19 protein-coding genes and 1 pseudogene are annotated in these 18,945 nt (G+C 67.5%); 9 read left to right on the top strand and 11 right to left on the bottom strand.

From position 1 onward, the window contains the following. Positions 1–157: 157 nt before the first annotated feature. On the bottom strand, positions 158–1,006 hold the full coding sequence (locus MF270_RS23785) for a DUF6473 family protein (protein WP_238368234.1): 849 nt from the start codon (positions 1,004–1,006) through the stop codon (positions 158–160). A gap of 133 nt (positions 1,007–1,139) precedes the next feature. On the opposite strand from MF270_RS23785, the gene MF270_RS23780 reads away from it, so the two are divergent. Beyond that, a complete protein-coding gene (locus tag MF270_RS23780; protein ID WP_238368233.1) occupies positions 1,140–2,015 on the top strand; it encodes a 3-hydroxybutyryl-CoA dehydrogenase in 876 nt (291 codons plus the stop codon). Positions 2,016–2,109: 94 nt separating this feature from the next. On the opposite strand, the gene MF270_RS23775 is transcribed toward MF270_RS23780, so the two are convergent. After that, entirely contained in the window at positions 2,110–3,477 is a 1,368-nt protein-coding gene (locus MF270_RS23775; RefSeq protein WP_238368232.1) for a cytochrome P450, read from the bottom strand. A gap of 105 nt (positions 3,478–3,582) precedes the next feature. Here MF270_RS23775 and MF270_RS23770 point away from each other — a divergent pair, with 105 nt between their 5' ends. The 5 genes from MF270_RS23770 (at position 3,583) to MF270_RS23750 (ending at position 7,839) form a co-directional block, all read left to right on the top strand. Next, a complete protein-coding gene (locus MF270_RS23770) occupies positions 3,583–4,209 on the top strand; it encodes a hypothetical protein (protein WP_238368231.1) in 627 nt (208 codons plus the stop codon). A gap of 122 nt (positions 4,210–4,331) precedes the next feature. Continuing rightward, the gene (gene tuf / locus MF270_RS23765; protein WP_238368184.1) at positions 4,332–5,507 is read left to right on the top strand and encodes an elongation factor Tu; all 1,176 of its coding nucleotides are present in this window, start codon (positions 4,332–4,334) and stop codon (positions 5,505–5,507) included. Positions 5,508–5,692: 185 nt separating this feature from the next. After that, complete coding sequence (locus MF270_RS23760) at positions 5,693–6,064, top strand: hypothetical protein (RefSeq protein ID WP_238368230.1); 372 nt, start codon at positions 5,693–5,695, stop codon at positions 6,062–6,064. A 185-nt stretch (positions 6,065–6,249) separates the two neighbouring features. Continuing rightward, complete coding sequence (locus MF270_RS23755; protein ID WP_238368229.1) at positions 6,250–7,260, top strand: NAD-dependent epimerase/dehydratase family protein; 1,011 nt, start codon at positions 6,250–6,252, stop codon at positions 7,258–7,260. Between the two features lie 105 nt (positions 7,261–7,365). After that, positions 7,366–7,839, top strand: a complete 474-nt coding sequence (locus tag MF270_RS23750; RefSeq protein ID WP_238368228.1) for a GNAT family N-acetyltransferase — start codon at positions 7,366–7,368, stop codon at positions 7,837–7,839. A gap of 9 nt (positions 7,840–7,848) precedes the next feature. Here MF270_RS23750 and MF270_RS23745 read toward each other — a convergent pair whose 3' ends face one another. The 8 genes from MF270_RS23745 to MF270_RS23710 all read right to left on the bottom strand — a co-directional run bounded on the left by MF270_RS23745 (position 7,849) and on the right by MF270_RS23710 (position 14,512). Next, entirely contained in the window at positions 7,849–8,343 is a 495-nt protein-coding gene (locus MF270_RS23745) for a MarR family winged helix-turn-helix transcriptional regulator (RefSeq protein WP_238368227.1), read from the bottom strand. A gap of 105 nt (positions 8,344–8,448) precedes the next feature. Then, a complete protein-coding gene (locus tag MF270_RS23740; protein WP_238368235.1) occupies positions 8,449–8,772 on the bottom strand; it encodes a 2Fe-2S iron-sulfur cluster-binding protein in 324 nt (107 codons plus the stop codon). A gap of 19 nt (positions 8,773–8,791) precedes the next feature. After that, positions 8,792–10,018, bottom strand: a complete 1,227-nt coding sequence (locus MF270_RS23735; protein ID WP_238368226.1) for a cytochrome P450 — start codon at positions 10,016–10,018, stop codon at positions 8,792–8,794. A gap of 10 nt (positions 10,019–10,028) precedes the next feature. Continuing rightward, a complete protein-coding gene (locus MF270_RS23730; protein ID WP_238368225.1) occupies positions 10,029–10,736 on the bottom strand; it encodes an ABC transporter ATP-binding protein in 708 nt (235 codons plus the stop codon). Then, entirely contained in the window at positions 10,729–11,478 is a 750-nt protein-coding gene (locus MF270_RS23725) for an ABC transporter ATP-binding protein (RefSeq protein ID WP_238368224.1), read from the bottom strand. Before MF270_RS23725 ends, MF270_RS23730 begins: the two co-directional genes overlap by 8 nt. Further along, complete coding sequence (locus tag MF270_RS23720; RefSeq protein WP_238368223.1) at positions 11,465–12,424, bottom strand: branched-chain amino acid ABC transporter permease; 960 nt, start codon at positions 12,422–12,424, stop codon at positions 11,465–11,467. Before MF270_RS23720 ends, MF270_RS23725 begins: the two co-directional genes overlap by 14 nt. Continuing rightward, positions 12,421–13,284 carry a branched-chain amino acid ABC transporter permease gene (locus MF270_RS23715; RefSeq protein ID WP_238368222.1) on the bottom strand — a complete coding sequence of 288 codons (864 nt, stop codon included), beginning with the start codon at positions 13,282–13,284 and terminating at the stop codon, positions 12,421–12,423. The genes MF270_RS23720 and MF270_RS23715 overlap by 4 nt, the downstream gene beginning before the upstream one ends. 61 nt (positions 13,285–13,345) lie before the next feature. Next, positions 13,346–14,512, bottom strand: coding sequence for an ABC transporter substrate-binding protein (locus tag MF270_RS23710; protein ID WP_238368221.1), 1,167 nt, complete (start codon positions 14,510–14,512; stop codon positions 13,346–13,348). Positions 14,513–14,900: 388 nt separating this feature from the next. Between MF270_RS23710 and MF270_RS23705 the strand changes: the two are divergent. Beyond that, positions 14,901–15,398 (top strand): annotated as a pseudogene (locus MF270_RS23705) (AraC-like ligand-binding domain-containing protein); the annotation flags it as partial. A gap of 74 nt (positions 15,399–15,472) precedes the next feature. Here MF270_RS23705 and MF270_RS23700 read toward each other — a convergent pair. Then, entirely contained in the window at positions 15,473–16,114 is a 642-nt protein-coding gene (locus tag MF270_RS23700; protein ID WP_238368220.1) for a flavin-containing monooxygenase, read from the bottom strand. Between the two features lie 277 nt (positions 16,115–16,391). On the opposite strand from MF270_RS23700, the gene MF270_RS23695 reads away from it, so the two are divergent. Next, positions 16,392–17,462, top strand: a complete 1,071-nt coding sequence (locus MF270_RS23695) for a trypsin-like serine peptidase (protein ID WP_238368219.1) — start codon at positions 16,392–16,394, stop codon at positions 17,460–17,462. 1 nt (position 17,463) lies between these two features. Continuing rightward, entirely contained in the window at positions 17,464–18,945 is a 1,482-nt protein-coding gene (locus MF270_RS23690) for a hypothetical protein (protein WP_238368218.1), read from the top strand.

Here is an 18,945-nt window from a genome sequence, read left to right as displayed (position 1 = left end):
GACGAAGAGGCGCCGATCTTCCAGGTCGCGGACTACGGCCTGGTCGCGGATCTCTTCACCGCCGTCCCGGAGCTGACGGGCAAGCTGTGAGGGCGTGGTGGGGTGAAACCCCGCCCTACGGAAGGACGAAAGGCCCGTGCCGATGCGCGGGCCTTTTTCAGTATTCGCCCGCGCCGACGTGGTCCAGCAGCACGGGGCCAAGTGCCTCTGCCACCTGCTGGTGGACGGCGACGGGCAGTTCCTTGCGGGCCTGCGGCAATTCGACCGGGGTGACGACCATGCCGCGCGTGCCCTCGGCCATGGCCTCGGGCGTCGCCACGACCTCGACATAGGCGGCGGCGCTGTCCACGACCGCCTCGATCATTTGCCGGTCGACAAAGACCGGCTGCCGCGCGATCGGCGCGTCCTGGATCATGCCGGGTTCGTCCGGGGGGTGGTCGGCGATCCAGAGCAGCACCGTCGGCACCCGCAACTGGCCGAGGAAGACGCGCATCCGCGCGACCCAGGCGGCGCGGACCTCTTCGACCACCTTGCGATAGCGGGATTCCGAGCGGTCGCGCAGGGCCATCATCATGTGCCGGTTGAAGTGGAAGGTCGTGAAATCGACGTCGCTGTAGAGGTTGCGCAGCGCCTCGGTCGGCTCGAGGAAGCGGTCGTTGCGGCGCGGATGCACCTGGTAAAAACGGTTCGACAGGTTCTTGGCGCCGGTAATCTGCACCACGGCCGCGCTGCCGCCTTCGGCCACGGCCAGAACCGCCGGGTCCTTGAGAAAGACGTCGATGCCGGCGTTGATCCAGCCGAGGTTGACGGCGGGCAGGCCGGTCGCTTCCTCGACCAGCGCGGGAAAGGGCCTGGGGATGTACTTGCCGTAGGTGGCCGTGCCGCCGAGGAAGGCGATGTAGTCGCCGGTCAGGGGCCGCTGCGGGCCGCGGAACAGCAGGCGTGACCGCCCGTAGCGGCACGGGTGGTAGTTCAGGGCGCCGGAGGCAAGAGCGTCGATCGTCATGTGGGCCGTCCGTTGGCGAAATCGCCGGCACCGTAATCGGCGCGCCTTGCGATTTCGTTATCCTGCGCGGGCTCTTGGCATCGCCGAAGCCTGAGCATAGGCTCTGGCGGGCAATGAAGCGGCGGGGCAGCTAATGGATATCCAGACGATCGGGGTGGTGGGCGCGGGCCAGATGGGCAACGGGATCGCCCACGTGATGGCGCTGGCCGGGTACAACGTCACGCTGAACGACATCAGCCAGGACGCGCTGGATGCCGCCGTGGCCCGGATCGGCAAGAACATGGACCGGCAGGTCGGGTCGGAAAAGATCAGCGCGGCCGAGCGGGACGCGGCCATGTCCCGCATCGGCACGACGTTGGAGCTGGCCGAGATCGGGCCCCTGGACCTGGTCATCGAGGCCGCGACCGAGAACGAGGCCGTCAAGCACAAGATCTTTGACGGGCTGGCGCCGCATCTCGGGGACCAGACCATCCTGACCTCGAACACCTCGTCGATCTCGATCACGCGGCTGGCCAGCCGCACGGACCGGCCGGAACGCTTCATGGGCTTCCACTTCATGAACCCGGTGCCGGTGATGCAGCTGGTCGAACTGATCCGCGGCATCGCCACGGACGAGCCAACCTACAAGGCCTGCCTCGCCATCGTGGAAAAGCTGGGCAAGACGGCGGCCAGCGCCGAGGATTTCCCGGCTTTCATCGTCAACCGCGTGCTGATCCCGATGATCAACGAGGCGTGCTATACGCTTTACGAAGGGGTCGGCAACGTCGCCTCGATCGACGCGGCGATGCGGCTGGGGGCGAACCACCCGATGGGGCCGTTGCAGCTGGCCGATTTCATCGGGCTCGATACCTGCCTTGCCATCATGAACGTGCTGCACGACGGGCTGGCGGATACCAAGTACCGGCCCTGCCCGCTGCTGACCAAGTACGTGGAGGCCGGCTGGCTCGGCCGCAAGACCAAGCGCGGCTTCTACGATTACCGCGGCGAGACGCCGGTGCCGACGCGCTGAGCGGGAAAAGTCTTCGTCCGAAGACTTTTCGGCCCCCCGCGACCGCCGGCAAGGGGGCGGGCCCCAAGATTATTCGGACGAATAATCTTGGGGGTCAGGCCGGGTCTGCCGTCAGCCAGACGCCGCCCTGGGGCCGCAGGGTGATGATCATCACCGGTTTCGGATCGCGTCCAGGCACGGGCGCAAAGCGGAACCGCGACAGCAGCGTGGCCAGGATGATCACCGCTTCCTGCACCGCAAAGGAGGCGCCGATGCAGATCCGGGGCCCGTCGCCGAACGGCAGGTAGGCGTAGCGCTCGATCGCCTTGCGGTCGGCAAAACGCTCCGGGTCGAACCGGTCCGGATCGGGCCAGAGCGCGTGGTTCCGGTGCAGCGTGTAGATCGGGATCATCACCGTGTCGCGTGGCCGGATCTCGCGCCCGCAGAGCACGTCGGGCTTTTGCGCCGTACGCGAGATGATCCCGGCCGGCGGGTAAAGCCGAAGCGTCTCGTCCACCACCTGGCGGATAAAGGGCAGGTTCGGCACGTCCTCGGCCCCGGCGATGCGCCCCTGCAGCACGGCCTGCGCCTCGGCCCGGGCCCGGTCCTGCACGGCGGGATCGAAGGCGCAGAGATACAGCGCCCAGGCCAGCGTCAGCGCCGTCGTCTCGTGCCCGGCGACGATGAAGGTCAAGAGGTTGTCGCGCAGCTCGGACGTGGACATGGTGCGCCCGGTGTCCGGGTCCTCGGCCTTGAGCAGCAGGTCCAGCAGGTCCGGCACGCCCTCGTGGCCGCGACGCGCCCGCTCCTCGATGGCGCGGTCGGCCACGGCCTTCATGTCGCGCACCGCGCGGCCGGAAAAGATCCGCGCCGGTCGTGGCACCCAGCCCGGAAACCCGAGGATGTCGAACAGGGATGTCCGCGCCGCCCCGTCGATATAGGCGTCGATGGCGCCATGGACCTTGTTGCGGTCGAACGCCTCGCCGCCGGAAAAGGTCACGTCCGAGATCACCTCGAAGGTCGTCGTCACCATCTCCTGCGCCAGGTCCACCGCGCGACCGGGCCCGGCCGCGCCGATCCGATCCACCGCCCGGGCGGCGGCATGGCTCATCACCGGCCCCAGCGCTGTCACGTTGCGATGGCCAAAGACCGGTGCCGCCGCCCGCCGCTGCCAGCGCCAATGCGCGCCTTCTGCGACAAACAGCGAATCGCCGATCGCCGGCTCGAGCAGGTTCTTGGTCACCACCGACTTGGGATAGTTGTCCACGTTCTCGAGCAGCATGCGCCGGATCGCCCCCGGCTCCATCACCATGTGCCAGCGCAGGCCCGTGCGGCCCGACACCATGGGCTGGCGTGTCGCGATCTCGGGCAGGATGCTCAGCAGGTTCTCGCGCGAGTCGCGCAGGCTTTGCAGCATCGACCGGGGCCGTGTCGCCAGCGGGACACGGACAGGCAGGGCAGAGTTGTCGACGATCTGGTCCATGCCGGGAATATAGGGCGCCGGCGAAACCCTGCCAATTGCGGCGAATTGCGTCCCCCGCCCCGGTCCTGTATCCCGGCAGGACAGGATTGCGAAGGGGACCATTGGATGACGCGACTGATGCTGCTTCTGGCCGGGCTTGTGCTGGCCGCTTGCACCACCGGCAACGACCTGGACAAGGCCCCGCCACCGCTGGGAAATTTCCTGATGGGTCACCTGGCCGTGGTGGCCGCGGCACCGGTCGTCGGCCCCGCCTCGCGCGAGGTCGAGCCGGACCAGTGGGTGACCGCCATGACCGACGCGATGAACGCGCGCTTTGGCCCGCACCGGCACGATGGCACGCATTATTATCACCTCGGGATCAGCGTCGATGGCTATGTCCTGGCGCAGCCGGGCATCCCGCTGATCTACTCGCCCAAGTCGATCCTGATCGTGAACCTGACGGTCTGGGACGATGCCAAGGGCACCAAGCTGACGGAAAAGCCCGAACAACTCACCGTGATCGAGGCGATCGAGGGCGATACCTTGCTGGGCTCGGGCTACACCCGCAGTGCCGAAGAGCAGATGCTGGCGCTGTCGAAATCCATGGCCAAGACCATCGAAACCTACCTGCAGCGCAAGAATCGCGAGGAAAAATGGTTCGGCGGCCCCGAGGCGACACCGCCGCGGGCGGCCCCGGTCGCCGCCGCCGCGGATATTCCCGCCACCGAGGCGCAACCCGCCGCAACGGAGTGACATTTCCCCGCGCATCTTGGCCCCCGGCGGTGCAGGAGGGCCTTGATTTTCCCTTGCCGGTTCAATAAACGCCCTCGCGATGGAAATCGGGTCACCAGGGACCCCACAAATGCGAGGCCACGATGGCGAAACAAAAGTTTGAACGCGGCAAACCGCACTGCAACATCGGCACGATCGGTCACGTTGACCACGGCAAGACGACGCTGACGGCTGCGATCACGAAGTACTTCGGCGAATTCCGCGCCTATGACCAGATCGACGGCGCGCCCGAAGAGAAGGCCCGCGGGATCACCATCTCGACCGCGCACGTGGAATACGAGACCGAGGCGCGTCACTACGCCCACGTCGATTGCCCCGGCCACGCCGACTACGTCAAGAACATGATCACCGGTGCCGCCCAGATGGACGGCGCGATCCTGGTCGTGAACGCCGCCGACGGCCCGATGCCGCAAACGCGCGAGCACATCCTGCTGGGCCGCCAGGTGGGCATCCCCGCCATGGTCGTGTTCCTGAACAAGGTCGACCAGGTGGACGACGAGGAACTGCTCGAGCTGGTCGAGATGGAAGTGCGCGAGCTTCTGTCGGCCTACGACTTCCCCGGCGACGACATTCCGATCATCGCAGGCTCGGCCCTGGCGGCGATGGAAGGGCGTGACCCGGAGATCGGCGAGAACAAGATCCGCGAACTGATGGCGGCCGTGGACGAGTACATCCCGCAGCCGGCCCGCGCCGTGGACCAGCCGTTCCTGATGCCGATCGAGGACGTGTTCTCGATTTCCGGCCGCGGCACCGTGGTGACCGGCCGCGTCGAGCGTGGCGTGATCAACGTGGGCGACGAGATCGAGATCATCGGCATCCGCGACACCAAGAAGACGACCTGCACGGGCGTCGAGATGTTCCGCAAGCTGCTGGACCGCGGTGAAGCCGGCGACAACATCGGCGCGCTGCTGCGCGGCGTCGACCGTGAGGGCGTCGAGCGCGGCCAGGTTCTCTGCAAGCCGGGTTCGGTCACGCCGCACACCGACTTCGAGTGCGAGGTCTACATCCTGACGAAGGAAGAAGGCGGCCGTCACACGCCGTTCTTCAAGAACTACCGTCCGCAGTTCTACTTCCGGACCACCGACGTGACCGGGACCGTGACGCTGCCGGAAGGCACCGAGATGGTGATGCCGGGCGACAACCTGAAGTTCAACGTCGAGCTGATCGCCCCGATCGCGATGGAAGAAGGCCTGCGCTTCGCCATCCGCGAAGGCGGCCGGACCGTCGGCTCGGGCGTGGTCTCGAAGATCCTGAAGTAATCACGGCTTCGCCGAGATTACTTCAGTGGGCGGCAGTCGTCTTTGCTCTGCAAAGGCGATGAGAGCCCACCCGGTCGAGTAAAGCAAAGGGCGCCCCAAAAGGGCGCCCTTTCGCTTTGACCGGACGCTCGTGTCCCGGTCGCGCCTTTCAGGCGGATGCAAGACGTTGATCAGCAGAAGGGATCATGCAATGGTTGTTTGTTGTCAGTGAATTCAATCATTTTGATGTGGGGAGAATGACCATGTCCGTAACGCAACCTTCTCCGCTCTACAGCGGAACCATGGCTGTATCGCTTGGCGGGGATGTGACGATCCTTGTTCCTCCGGGAAGCGCCATGACCAAGGTTCACGTGATCAATGTCGGAGAGCGCGAAGTGCATGTGGTCTACGACAAGGGTCCGGGACATAACGCCTGGAACAATCACATCACGCTGTTCAGGGGCGATTCCCTTCTGATCGAAAGCGATGATGTCGGGGTGCGAAACAGCGTCGGTTTGAACGAGACCGGGGCTGGTGCCGTTGGCGTCTTCATGTACCGCATCGAAGAGCCAGCCTAGGCCGACAACAAGCAGGCGACCTCGAGGCGTGTTGTCAGGCCCGTCCGGGTCGCTTGTGCGTCGCCCCCAATCCCTTCATTGTTTCAAAAATACCTTGGGGGAGTCCGCCCGTGGCGGACGGGGGCAATGCCCCCAGCCTCCCCATCCATCTTGCGCTGGCCCTGCAATGATGGAACCAAGGCGCCATGACCCGTCCCGTCTTCGTCACCGGTGCCTCCGGTTTCATCGCCCGTCACATCCTCCTGTCGCTCTTGCGCGCAGGCCATGCCGTGCGCGGATCGGTGCGCAGCGTGGCCAAGGCGGAGGACGTGCGCGCCTCGCTCGCGCGGCATCTCGGACGCGACCCGGAGGGGCTGGCGTTCTGCCTGCTGGATCTGACCCGCGACGCGGGCTGGTCCGAGGCGATGGCGGGATGCGGCGCGCTGGTCCACACCGCCTCTCCGGTCCCGCTGGAACAGCCCGACACGCCCGAGACGCTGGTACTGCCCGCCGTGGACGGCACCACGCGGGCGCTGGACGCGGCCGCCAGGGCGGGGATCGCGCGGGTCGTACTGACCTCTTCGGTGGCGGCGATCTCGGGGCAGAAGGCCGGGGCCGTCGCGCGGTTCACCACCACCGACTGGACCGACCCGAATCTGCCGGGTCTCAGCCCCTATGCCCTGTCCAAGACCCTGGCCGAACGCGCGGCCTGGCAGCGCGCAGAGGCGCTTGGTCTCAAGCTCACCACGATCAACCCCAGCTTTGTCTTCGGCCCGGCGCTGGACGCGGACACGGGCGCGTCGCTGGGCGTGATCCAGCGGCTGCTGACCGCGCGCGATCCAGCGGTGCCGCGGGTCAGCTTCTTTGTCGTCGATGTGCGGGACGTGGCCGACCTGCACCTTGCCGCTCTGACCGACGACACCACTGCCGGCCAGCGCATCATCGCCGCCAGCCAGCAGATCTGGCTGCGCGAGATCGCGGCCGAACTGCGCGCGGCCCATCCCGGCCACCCGGTCCCGCGCCTGCCGGCGCCCGACTGGCTGGTCCGCCTGCTGGCCCGGCGCGAGCCGGCGCTGCGCTGGATCACGCCCTCGCTGGGCCGCGTCGTCACCTTCGACACCGCACCCTGCCGGGCGCTGCTGGGGCGCGAGATGATCCCCGCACGCCAGGCCGTCCGCGACGGTGCGGCGTCGCTCATCGCGCATGGGCTGGCCTGAGCCGAGGTTACAGGCCGGTCACGGCCTCTTGTCCGGCGCGGGGACGCCCTGGGCAGTGCGGCGTGCTAGACCCCGCCCAAAGACCAGACCCGGACCATGCCAGCCATGCCCCAGCAGATCACCTTTGCCCGCCTGACCGAGGTCGACCCGGCCGAGATCGCGGCCCACATGTCCGACCCGCGCGTGGCCGAGCACATGCCGCTGCTGACCTTTGCCTGGGACGCGAAGGCCGCGCGCCGGTTCGTCGCCGCGAAGGAGGCGCATTGGGCCCGCGACGGGCTGGGCCATTGGGCGATCCTGCACGGCGGGGCCTACGTGGGCTGGGGCGGGTTCCAGCGCGAAGGCGACGACTGGGACTTCGGGCTGGTCCTGAGGCCGGATGTCTTCGGTCTTGGCCACAGGATCGCGCAGCAGGCGCTGGCCTTCGCGCGGGCGGATGCACGGATCCCGCATGTCACATTCCTGCTGCCACCGTCGCGCCGGCACCTGGGCGCGCTGGCCCGGCTTGGCGCCGTGCCGGCCGGAGAGGTCGACTACGACGGCGCGCGCTTTCTCAGGTTCCGGCTCGAGACCGGCTGAGCCCGCGCCCTACTTGGGGTCGATATTCACCAGCATGGTGCGCAGCACGCGCAGCGTCGTGGCCAGGTCGTCCCGCGTGATGCCGGAAACCAGCTCGGCCTCGCAGCCGAGGGCGACCGCCATGATGCGCCCATGCACCAGTTGCCCCTGTTCGGACAGCCGCCACAGCCGCTTGCGCGGGTCGCCCGAGGGCTGTTCGCTGTCGAGATGCCCGAGATCGTCCAGCGTCTTGAGCGACCGGCTGACCGCGCCCTTGTCCAGCCGCACCACGTCGCAGATCCGGCTGGCGGTGATGCCCGGTTCGATGTTCAGCATCGAGATCACCCGCCAGTCGGTCAGCCCAAGGCCAAAGTCGCGCCGGTAGATGGCCGAGGTCTTGCGCCCCCAGGCCGAGCTGACGACGTTCAGCAGGAACGGCGCGTAATGGTCGATATCCAGGATTTCCGTCCCGTCGCGCAGGCGGGTCGGAGCGTTCAGGCGTGCATCGCCTGTCGTGGTCGTCATGTCATCGGTCATGGGCGGCCCTTTCCGGGCCGGAGCGTTAGCCGCATTCTCATGCCTTGTCACGGGGGCGGGCCACGGAACGACGGGGCACCGTGGCCCGATGCCTCAGAAATCATCCTCGGGCACGTGGACGGTCAGCCCGTCGAGGTCGGCGGTCAGCCTGACCTGGCACGACAGGCGCGACCGGTCGGTCATCTCGGCCATGGCGCAGTCGAGCATGTCTTCCTCGCTTTCCGACCGGGTGCCGGTCTTGTCGGCCCAGGCCGCGTCCACGTAGACGTGGCAGGTCGCGCAGGCCATCGAGCCGCCGCATTCCGCGATGATGCCCGGCACGCCGGCGTTGACGGCCGTCTGCATCACGCTGTCGCCTTCGATTCCCTCGACCACCTGCTGGCTGCCATCGGGCTGGATATAGGTCACTTTCACGATTGTTCGGTCCTTTCCCGCCTCAGCTTGGGATCAGTTTCAGGGGCAGCTTGTCCAGCGCCCGGATTGCGTTGTTGGGCCGCCAGATGGCCTCGCCCATGGGCTCGATCCGGTCGACCTTTTCGATCATCACCGACAGCAGCGCCTCGAGCTCGCCGCGGGCGATGTTCTGGCCGACGCAGCCGTGGATGCCCGCGCCGAAGGCCATGTGGCCCACCGGGCGGCGGTCGACGCGGAACACCTCCGGGTCGCCCCACTTTTCCGGGTCCATGTTGGCCGAGGCTAAGACGCACAGCACCTTGGTCCCCTCGGGCACGGGGTGGCCGCCGATCTCGGTGTCACGGTCGGCGGTGCGCAGGAAGGTGTGCACCGGCGAGGTGTAGCGCAGCACTTCCTCGAACGCGGGGCGGATCAGCGACGGGTCGGCTTTCAGCGCCTCCCACTGGTCGGGGTTCTGCGAAAAGCACCACAGCGCGTTGCCAATACCGGTCACGGTGGTATCGACCCCGGCCGACAGGAACGACCGGACAAGCATCCCGGCCTCGGCCTCGGTGATGTCACCCGCGTCCGCGGCGGCGTAGACCAGGGCGCCGAGACCGTCGTCGGTCAGCCGGTCGCGGGCACAGGCGGCGTTGATCCAGGCGGCCACTTCTGGCGCGCGGGCCATGTCGCGTTGGCGCAGCACGTTGTCCGGCCCGACCGCGTTGAAGACGATGGCGCCGTAATCGACAAGATGCCGGGTGTGCACGTCCTTCATGCCGACGGCGCGGGGGAAGACGGCCGTGGGGAAGGCCTCGGCCAGGTCCACGACCGCCTCGATCTCGCGGCCCAGCAGGCCGTCCAGGATGGTCGCGGCACTGTTGCGGAAATCGTCCATCAGGCCGCGCACCACCTTGGGCGACAGCGCCTTGGACATGACGCGGCGGGTGCGCGTGTGCTCGGGCGGATCGACTTCCAGGATGATGGACGGCGGTCGCCAGGGCTTTTCCAGCTTGAAATCGTTCAGCCCGATCCCGCGAGAGGAGACAAAGGTCTCGTGGTCCGAGAACGTCGTTTTGGTCTCGTCGAACCGGCCCACGGCCAGCACCTGGTAGCGCGGGATATAGGCCACCGGCCCGGCGGCGCGCAGGGCCTCGTAATAGGCGTGCGGCGTGTAGAGCGTGTCCACGTCATAAGGGTCGATGTCGAGCACGGGGATGCCCGGTGGCGGGGCAAGTGGCTTGTGGCCTTCGATCAGGGTTTCGGTCATGTGGGGGTCCTCATGAATGCAGGGCGACGCCGATATGGCGCTCAAGCAGGTCAGAGCCGCGCAGCGCGGCGGCGGGGCCATCGTGGACGATGGTGCCGCCGGCCATCAGCAGGGCGCGGCGGGCAAAGGTCAGGGCGGCCTCGGCATGCTGTTCGACCAGCACCACCGTGCGGGTGCCGGTGGCGGCGATGTCGTCGAAGACCTGCATCAGCTGGTCGCAGATCACCGGGGCGAGCCCTTCCAGCGGCTCGTCCAGCAGCAGCAGGTCCGGGCCGGTCATCAACGTGCGCGCGATGGCCAGCATCTGCTGCTCGCCGCCCGAGAGCTGCCCGCCACCGTTGCGGCGGCGTTCCTTGAGGCGGGGGAAAAGCGCATAGGCCTCGTCCAGCGTCGCGTCGCCGGATTGGGCGGCCAGCAGGTTTTCCTCGACCGTGAGCGATTTGAAGATATCGCGGGTTTGCGGCACCAACCCGATCCCGGCCGCGTTGCGGCGGAAGGGGGGCAGGGCGGTGATGTCGCGCGTTCCCAGCGTGATGGCGCCGCCGTGCATCTTGGTCAGCCCCATGATCGTGTTCAGCAGCGTGGTCTTGCCGGCGCCGTTGCGGCCGATCACGCTGACCGGCTCTCCGCGCGCGAGCGTCAGGTCGATGCCCTTCAGCACATGGGTGGGCCCATAGCCCGCGGTGACGCCCGACAGGGTCAGGACGGGGTCAGTCATGTCCGTGCCCTCCGAGGTACAGCTCGCGCACCTGCGCGTTGGTGGCGATCTCTTGCGGCGTGCCCTCGGTCAGGATGCGGCCCTGCACCAGCACGATGATCTGCCGCGCGACGCGGAAGACAAGGTCCATGTCGTGTTCGATGATAAGCACGGCGAGTTCGGGCGGCAGCGCCTCGATCGCGTCGATGATCAGGTGCGTTTCGGACGAGGGCACCCCGGCGGCGGGTTCGTCCAGGATCAGAACCCGGGGCTTCAGCGCCAGCGTCATGGCCAGTTCGACCAGCCGCTGCTGGCCATAGGCCAGATCGGCGACGCGGGTGTCGGCCAGCGCCTCGAGCTTGAACTGGTCGATCAGCGCGGCAACCTCGGCGCCCGTGTCGGCGTGCCGCCCCGCGCGGCGCAGCATCTGGTAGCCGCGCCCCTGACGTTCGAGGATCGTCAGCGCCAGGTTCTCGCGCACCGTCAGGTCGCGGAACAGCGTGGTGATCTGGAAAGTCTTGGCGATACCGCGCTTGACCCGTTGCGCCTCCGACAGCCGCCCGATGTCCATCCCGTCGAACCGGATGGTCCCGGCCGAGGGGCGCAGGATGCCGGTCACAAGGTTGGAAAAGGTGCTCTTGCCCGCCCCGTTCGGACCGATCAGCGCCTTGCGGTCACCGGGCACGAGGTCGAAGTCGATATCCTCGGACACGGTCAGCCCGCCGAAGCGTTTCGTGAGCCCGCGCACTTCAAGTCCCTGCATGGCGACCTCCGAGGCGTTTGAGGGCGGTGGGGATGGCGATGATGCCGCGGGGCAGGAAGAACACGACTGCCAGCACCAGCCCGCCGATGACGAAGAGCCAGTTGAACGGGTCGTTCGCGGCGGCCCAGTGGTGGACCCACATGAAGACCAGCGTACCCAGCACCGCGCCGTAAAGCCGCCCGGTGCCGCCGAGGATCAACATGATCAGCGCCTCGGCCGAGAGGGTGAAGGAGAAGCTTTCGAGGCTCACGAGCTGCGTCACCTGCGCCGAGAGCGCACCGGCGAGGCCCGCGATGCCGCCGCCCAGCGTGTAGGCGGTGACGCGGCGCCAGTAGACCGAGACGCCGATGGCGGTCATCCGCTCGGGGCTTTCGTGGATGCCGCGCAGCGACAGGCCAAAGGGCGACCGGGCGATCAGGGTCAGCAGCACGAAGACCACAGCCAGCACGGTCAGCGCGTACCAGAACCCGGTCTTGCCGATGAAATCGAACTGCCAGAGGCCCAGCACCGGCTCCATCCGGATGCCGCGCAGCCCGTCGGCGCCGCCGGTCACGTCGCGCGCCTTGTTGGCGATCTCGTGGCAGATCGAGGCGACGGCGATGGTCAGCATGATCAGCGTCAGGCCATGGGTGCGCAGCACGATCAGGCCCGAGACAAAGGCGAGCGCCGCGCCGGCAAGCCCCGCGACCAGCAGCCCGGCGACCGGATCGGCCCAGACGTGGATCGCGAAGAGCCCGGCGGCATAGGCCCCGGCGCCGTAGAACGCAGCCTGCCCGAGCGTAGCGATCCCGGCGAACCCCAGCACGAGGTCGAGCGACAGGACAAGGACCGCCATGATCAGGATGCGGGTCAGGAACGCGAGGTTATAGGGCAGCGCAAAGTACAGCACCACGGCGAGCGCGAGCAGCGCAAGAGGGGGGAGCCAGCTTTTCATCGTGGTGTTCATGCGATTTTCCCCATCAACCCGTTCGGGCGCACCGTCAGCAGCGCGATGACCAGCGCAAAGAAGGCGATGGTGGCGTAGTCGGGCACCAGGTAGCGGGTGGCGGTCTCAAGCAGGCCCAGCCCCAGCGCGGCCAGCAGCGAGCCAGGGATCGACCCCATGCCGCCCACGGCGACGACGATCAGGAACAGCACCATGTAGCGCAACGGGTAATAGGCGTCGATCGGCAGGATCTCGGCGCCCAGGACGCCTCCCAGCGCAGCGAGGCCAGCGCCAAGGGCAAAGGCGAGCATGAAGATCCGGTCGGTGTTGATCCCGTGCGCCGACGCGGTGCCGCGGTTGTCCACCGCCGCCCGCAGGCGGATGCCGAAGCGGGTGCGGTCGAGCAGCAGCCAAAGGCCCACAACCACGGCCGCGCCAAAGGCGATCACGACAAGGCGATGCACCGGCAGGGTGCGGAAGCCGAGGTCGACGCTGGCCTTCAGCCCCTCGGGCAGCGGCACGGTCAGCAGGCTCGACCCCTGCCAGAGGTTGACCGAGGCGATCATCAGGAACGTCAGGCCGATGGTCGCCAGCACCTGTTGCAGGTCGGTAAAGCCGTAGACGCGGCGGTAGATCAGCCGTTCCAGCGGCATCGACAGCGCCACGGTGCCCAGCACCGCCAGCGGCAGCGCCAGCCAGAACGGCCAGCCCAGGTCGGACCCCAGCCAATGGGCAAAGGTCCCGCCCAGCAGGGCAAAGCCGCCATGCGCCAGGTTGACCACCCGCATGAGGCCCATGGTGACCGACAGGCCCACGGCGATCATGAAAAGGATCATCCCGTAGGCGATCCCGTCCACGAGGATATTGAGGAGAAGTGTCATAACGCGCGCGTTTCCCTGCGATCCTGCCCGGGCCGGCGCATCACCGACCCGGGCAGTTGGTTCACTTGTCCCAGCCCAGATCGCCGACGGTGGCGATCACGCCCTTCTCGGCATTGATCAGCAGGCCGGTCTCGGCGTCGCGTTCGACCTCGCGGATGTAGACGTTCTGCACCACGGTGCGCGTCTCGGGGTCCATGGTCACGGGGCCGCGCGGGCTTTCCCATTCCAGACCCAGCGCCGCCTCGACCGCCGCCGGGCCGTCGCTGCCGGCCGCCGCGACCATCTGGTAGATCAGGTGCGTGCCGTCATAGGCCCCGACCGAGGCCCAGTTGGCCACCGCATCGGGGAAGAGCTCGGTCAGCTTGGCCTTGAAGGCGTCGTTCGCCTCGGACTCGTGCGCGCCCGAGTAGTGGTAGGCCGTGGTGAGCCCGATGGCCGCATCGCCAAGGCCCTGCAGGTTGACCTCTTCGGTCTCGGCGGTGCCGAGGAAGGTGATCCCGGCTTCGGCCAGGCCGTTCTCGTTGAAGGTCTTGGTGTAGGTAAAGGTCGGCGGGCCACCAGGCAGGAAGGTAAAGACCGCATCCGGCGCCGCGTCGCGCACCCGTTGGATGAAGGGCGTGAAGTCGGTGGTGCTGAGCGGCATGCGGATCGTGTCCACGACCTCTCCGCCCTTGGCCTCGAACGCGGCCTTGAAGGCGTTTTCCGCGTCGATGCCGGGGCCGTAATCGGTGACCGTGATGGCGACCGAGCGCATGCCCTGGTCATAGGCCCATTCCGCCAGCGGGGCCGAGACCTGCCACAGCGTGTAGCTGGTGCGCAGGTAGAAATCGCTCTCGCGGTTGATCGACGAGGTGGCGGCGTTGAAGATCACCGTAGGCGTCTGGCTCTGCTCGATCAGCGGGGCGATGGCCAGCGCGTTGGGGGTGAAGGTGAAGCCTGCCAGGTAATCGACCTGGTCGCGGATCAGCAGTTCCTGCGCGAGGCTGCGCGCCTGGTCGGGGTTCGGCCCGCCGACATCCTTGTAGATGAACTCGATCTCGTGTTCGCCGGCGGTGGTGCCGTGCTGGGCCACGTAGGTCTCGATCGCTTCCTGGAACTGCTTGCCGTAGATGGCGAAGGGTCCGGAATAAGGGGCCACGACGCCAACCTTGATCGTGTCTGCCAAGGCTGCACCAGGCAAGCCGAGGGTGAGCGCGGCCAGCACGGCCGCGTGAAAAGCGCGTTTCATGATTTCCTCCCGTTATGCCGCGCACGCCTCCACGCGCACGGAGTTGAAACATCAACTGATGCAAAGGTACAGATTCGAATTGAGTTGTCAACTCGTCTGACGATCCGACCGCAAGAAGCGCGCCTGGCATGTGGTCGGGCAGGGGCGGCCCGGGGCATCCGCGGTCGGCAGAAGCGATTCGTTTCGCGCCTGGCAAGGGGGATATGAGGCTTATGCCCGGACTGTCCGACTGTAGTATGCTGCCCGGGCTACGAAATCGCGAGGAGGAGCGGGATTTTGTTGGAACAAGGCCCTTCTGACGGATGCCGGCGGGGCGCCGATCCCGCGGGGCAGCGCGTCACGGTCCCGCGATTGGGACGAGGTGCAGGCCTTCTGCCATGCTGTCTACATGCCTTACCAGGTGCGGCCGCTGGTGCGGCTGTCGCGACCCGATGCGACGATGATCTCGGCCCGGGCGGGGCGGGTGACGATGACGCGGTTTTCCTACGGGACCGGCATCCACCTTGACCGGCTCGACCCCGAGGCCGGCAATATCATCGTGCTCAACACCCTGGCCGGCGCGCTGGACCACCAGGTGGATTGCGGGTCGGTCTCGACCGGGGCGGGGGAAAGCTTCGTTGTGGATTGCAGCCGCACCGAATACTGGCTCGAGGGCGATCCGGACCACATGCAGCTGAACCTCACCATCGCCCATGACGTGATGGCCGAGACGGCCGAGCGGTGGTACGGGTTCGTCCTCGACGACGCGCTCTGGACCGCGCGGGTCAAGTTCGGCGGGCCAGGCTCGGCCTGGCTGTCGCTGCTGGACTATGCCGCCCGCACGGTGGTTCAGTCGGGGGCGGCGGAAAACGCGGCGCTGGCGCGTCATATCGAGGAAATCCTCTGCGTCGAGCTTCTGCGCCAATGGGCCGGGGCCGCGGGGGTGGCGCTTGAGTCCGGTGCGCGCTGCGCCGCGCCCGGCTACGTGCGCCGGGCCGAAGAGATCATGGCCGCCGAGGCGCGCGAGGCGCCGGCCATCGGCGCGATGGTCTGGATCACCTGGATGCCGGTCGCGCCGATGCCGATGACGCCGACGCGCTTGCCCTCGAGGTCGAGCCCTTCCTTGGGATAGCGCCCGGTGTGGACGATCTGGTCCTTGAAGGTCTCCTGCCCCGTGAACCGGTCCGTCAGCGGGGCCGAGAGCATGCCAGTGCAGCCGATCACGAACTGCGTGTCATAGCGGTCGCCATTGTCCGTCTCGACCGCCCAGCGGCCCCTGGCCGTGTCGTAGACCGCCTTGGTCACCTTGCTGGAAAAGCTGATGTCCTTCCGCAGGTCCAGCCGGTCGGTGACGTAATGCATCCAGCGCTCGATCTCGGGCTGGGCGGGGAAGCGTTCGGACCAGGTCCAGTCCTTGTAGAGCCGTTCGTCGAACAGGCACTGGTAGATGTAGCTTTCGCTGTCGAACTTGGCGCCAGGGTAGCGGTTCCAGTACCAGGTGCCGCCCACGTCCGAGCCGGCCTCGACCCTGTGGACCTCCAGCCCCGTCTCCCGCAGTTGGTGCAGCTGGTACAGCCCGGCCACGCCGGCTCGGATCACGAGGGCATCTATCTTGCGCGTCATCTTTTCTCTCCCTTCAGGTCAGGTGCAACCGGGGCGCGTCCTCCTGTGCGGACCCCGGCTGCTGGAGAGACAGGCTAGCGGGCCACCCCGCGGCGCGTATTGAACGTTTCTTGTCGCCGGTTTGAACGAAAGGCACCGCTGTCCGGGCTACGATTGCAGCACGCCGTATAAGCCAAGGCCCAGGCCGCCGGGAAAGCCAACGATTCTATTGTCTGGTGCAGCGACAACCCTTAACGTTGTATTTATTCAAGATCTCGTCCCGCTTTGGATGTGACGCATGTCGATGAATTACAATCATTTGATTGGGCCGCAGAGAAAAGTCCTGCGGAAGGCGATCCTCGAGGCGTTCGGCTATGACATGGACGCGCTGGCCGTCGTCATGCGCGACATGCACGGGCTGAAGGCGCTGGGCTATTACGCCGCCGCCAGCCATGACGCCGATGTCCGGCTTGGGCTCGCGATCGACAAGATGCAGCGGCTCTACGTGCTCCAGCACCTCGTGGCGGCGGTCAAGAGCTCTGACTACGGGGCCAATCCCGAGTTGCAGAACCTCGACGACCGGCTGATGATGGCCAGCCCCGAAATCCCGGAGGAAGTGTCGAGCGAGGCGGCTGTCCTGGCCTTTGAGCGGGGCATGGCCGGCTTTGCCGATGCCGAGCTGTTCCTGTGGACCGAGCGGCTGCTCGAGATCGGCGCGGCGATGGCGCAGGCCAGCTATCCCGCGCGGGCGGGTGCGGGCCCGGTCACGATCAACGGGACGGGCATCGCGCTGGGCCACGGGACCATCCTGACCAACCAGCACGTGATCCAACCGATCCTGAACGGGCAGGCCGGCGCGGGAGACGTGAAACTGACCTTCAACCTGGCGCTCCGGAGCAGCGGGGCGCTGCCGGTGACCACGCTGCAACTGACGGAGGAGGGCTGGCAGGGGCCCAGCCGGCCGCCCTCTGCCGCGGACCTGACAGAGGATGGACTGGCCGCCCCCGAGGAGCTGGACTACGCGGTGCTTCATGTGACCGGGCAAGGCGGCCCAAGCGCCCGGATCGACCTGTCGCAGGCCGCGCCGCCGCCTGCCGCGGGCGCGGTCCTGCTGATCCTGCACCATCCCGAGGGCCTGCCGCTCAAGCTGTCGCTTGGCGTCTCGCTGGGCCTGCATGGCCCGAACAGGCTGCGCTACAAGGCCCGCACGGTGGGCGGCTCGTCAGGCGGGTTGGTGCTTGATGCGCAGCTGAACCCCGTGGCGCTGCACCATGCCTCGGACCCGGACCGGCAGCGCGACGCCACATACAACCAGGGTGTGCCGCTGGCGCTGATCGCCGCGGATATAGCGACACGGGGCCAAGGCTGACGTGGCGGACCTGGAACACCACGACCTGCACTGGCTGTCGCGCGGCGAAGCCCACATCGACACCGAGCAACGAAGCTGCCTGGTCGAGGCGATCATGCGCTGTTTCTCGCCGCCCGAGTTCAAGTCCTTCGTCGGCAACATCGCCGGGCTCAAGAGCCTCGACCGATACGTGCTCGGGGCCGAGGATTACGACCAGCTCGCGCAGCGGTTCGTCGAAAGGATTCACCGCGAGGCCGGGCATCTCGGGCTGTTCGTCGCGGCGTTTCACGGGCACAGCGCAGAGAAGCACTTCGACGAGGTCCTGGCCTTCCGGCAGGCGTTCTCGCGCGGCGCCGATCCGACGCGCACAAAGGCGTTCCGCCCCCGGGACCAGCGCTGGGAAAAGTCGCAGCAGATCGCCGACGCTCTGACGCAGGACGTCCATTTCGCGGACATGTTCCCGCAGCGGAACAAGCTGGTGGTGGCCGCCCAGGCGCTGGTGGCCCAGGCGCACCGGCAGGATGCGCAGCAACAGGGCGGCTACATCCCGCTGGTCGCCGTGCTGCGCGGAGTCGAGCCGGACATGCCCAACGAGTTCGTCCGCCGCTGCGAGGACGAGTTCCTGTCCGAGATCGAACGCGCGCTCATGCCGGTGTCCCAGCGGCATCCGATCCTGGGCGAACAGGACAGGCGGTCGACCGGCGCGATCTTCCTGAACCACGTCGAGGGCCTGTCGGCCGAGAACAAGATCAGGCGGCTGGCCCAGCTGCTGTGCGAGGAGCTGGCCGTCGTGGAGGATGTCACGGCGGAACCTGCGCCCCCGGGTGCCGGGCAGGGCGCGGCGGCCCACGGGACGCCCCATCACCTGCTGGGCGCGGATCAGGAGGCCGCCGCCTTCCGGTCCGAGATCGCGCGCGCCGCCAGTGCGAGCAATCGCAGGACGGCGGTCTTCCTGCACGTGACCTCGCGCGAGGCGCGGCCCTGGTACCGCGACGTGCTCGAGACCTGGCTGGCGCACTGGGACAGCGTCGTGGGCCAGCTGCGCTTTCGCCGCCCCCTGGTCCACATCATCTACTTCACCCAGGCGGCCCCGGCACAGGCCGAGGCAGGGCCGGAACCGGCCCCGCGCGGGTGGCTGGCGCGCTGGCTCCGCCGGGTCGATCCCGATGACCGGTTCGACGATCCGTTCGAGGATGCCTGGATGGCGCTGTCCCGGCGCCTCGAGCAAGACGAGCAGGCGGCCGAGGCCCGGAACGGCGCGGACAGGGTTCCGGCCGTGCGGCTCTTGCCGATGCGTGAGCAGATCGACTGGGGCACGGTGTCGCGATGGTGCGCCAGCGTCCAGGAGACGGCCGAGGCGTCCCGCGAGGACTGGCGCCATTTCGAGATGCACCTCAGGCAAGTCTTCGATGAACATGGCGCCGTGGCAGGCGGCGCGCTGCGGCTGCAGGCCTTCCAGGATCTCCTGCGGGAGTTCCCGGATACCGCGCCGAGAGGAGGGTGA

It is taken from the genome of Mesobacterium pallidum (genome assembly GCF_019966535.1).
GTDB lineage: Bacteria > Pseudomonadota > Alphaproteobacteria > Rhodobacterales > Rhodobacteraceae > Mesobacterium > Mesobacterium pallidum.
Note: the sequence above shows the minus strand (reverse complement) of the source record. Positions and strands in the feature narration are given on the sequence as shown.

What these genes read in the sequence shown, in the direction of transcription:
- MF270_RS23755 (WP_238368229.1), top strand. Translation starts at nt 6,250, where the DNA reads ATGACCCGTCCCGTCTTCGTCACCGGTGCCTCCGGTTTCATCGCCCGT.
- MF270_RS23780 (WP_238368233.1), top strand. Translation starts at nt 1,140, where the DNA reads ATGGATATCCAGACGATCGGGGTGGTGGGCGCGGGCCAGATGGGCAAC.
- MF270_RS23710 (WP_238368221.1), bottom strand. Translation starts at nt 14,512, where the DNA reads ATGAAACGCGCTTTTCACGCGGCCGTGCTGGCCGCGCTCACCCTCGGC.
- MF270_RS23695 (WP_238368219.1), top strand. Translation starts at nt 16,392, where the DNA reads ATGTCGATGAATTACAATCATTTGATTGGGCCGCAGAGAAAAGTCCTG.
- MF270_RS23745 (WP_238368227.1), bottom strand. Translation starts at nt 8,343, where the DNA reads ATGACGACCACGACAGGCGATGCACGCCTGAACGCTCCGACCCGCCTG.
- MF270_RS23775 (WP_238368232.1), bottom strand. Translation starts at nt 3,477, where the DNA reads ATGGACCAGATCGTCGACAACTCTGCCCTGCCTGTCCGTGTCCCGCTG.
- MF270_RS23770 (WP_238368231.1), top strand. Translation starts at nt 3,583, where the DNA reads ATGACGCGACTGATGCTGCTTCTGGCCGGGCTTGTGCTGGCCGCTTGC.
- MF270_RS23760 (WP_238368230.1), top strand. Translation starts at nt 5,693, where the DNA reads ATGCAATGGTTGTTTGTTGTCAGTGAATTCAATCATTTTGATGTGGGG.
- MF270_RS23700 (WP_238368220.1), bottom strand. Translation starts at nt 16,114, where the DNA reads ATGACGCGCAAGATAGATGCCCTCGTGATCCGAGCCGGCGTGGCCGGG.
- MF270_RS23730 (WP_238368225.1), bottom strand. Translation starts at nt 10,736, where the DNA reads ATGACTGACCCCGTCCTGACCCTGTCGGGCGTCACCGCGGGCTATGGG.
- MF270_RS23750 (WP_238368228.1), top strand. Translation starts at nt 7,366, where the DNA reads ATGCCCCAGCAGATCACCTTTGCCCGCCTGACCGAGGTCGACCCGGCC.
- tuf (WP_238368184.1), top strand. Translation starts at nt 4,332, where the DNA reads ATGGCGAAACAAAAGTTTGAACGCGGCAAACCGCACTGCAACATCGGC.
- MF270_RS23735 (WP_238368226.1), bottom strand. Translation starts at nt 10,018, where the DNA reads ATGACCGAAACCCTGATCGAAGGCCACAAGCCACTTGCCCCGCCACCG.
- MF270_RS23720 (WP_238368223.1), bottom strand. Translation starts at nt 12,424, where the DNA reads ATGAACACCACGATGAAAAGCTGGCTCCCCCCTCTTGCGCTGCTCGCG.
- MF270_RS23785 (WP_238368234.1), bottom strand. Translation starts at nt 1,006, where the DNA reads ATGACGATCGACGCTCTTGCCTCCGGCGCCCTGAACTACCACCCGTGC.
- MF270_RS23715 (WP_238368222.1), bottom strand. Translation starts at nt 13,284, where the DNA reads ATGACACTTCTCCTCAATATCCTCGTGGACGGGATCGCCTACGGGATG.
- MF270_RS23725 (WP_238368224.1), bottom strand. Translation starts at nt 11,478, where the DNA reads ATGCAGGGACTTGAAGTGCGCGGGCTCACGAAACGCTTCGGCGGGCTG.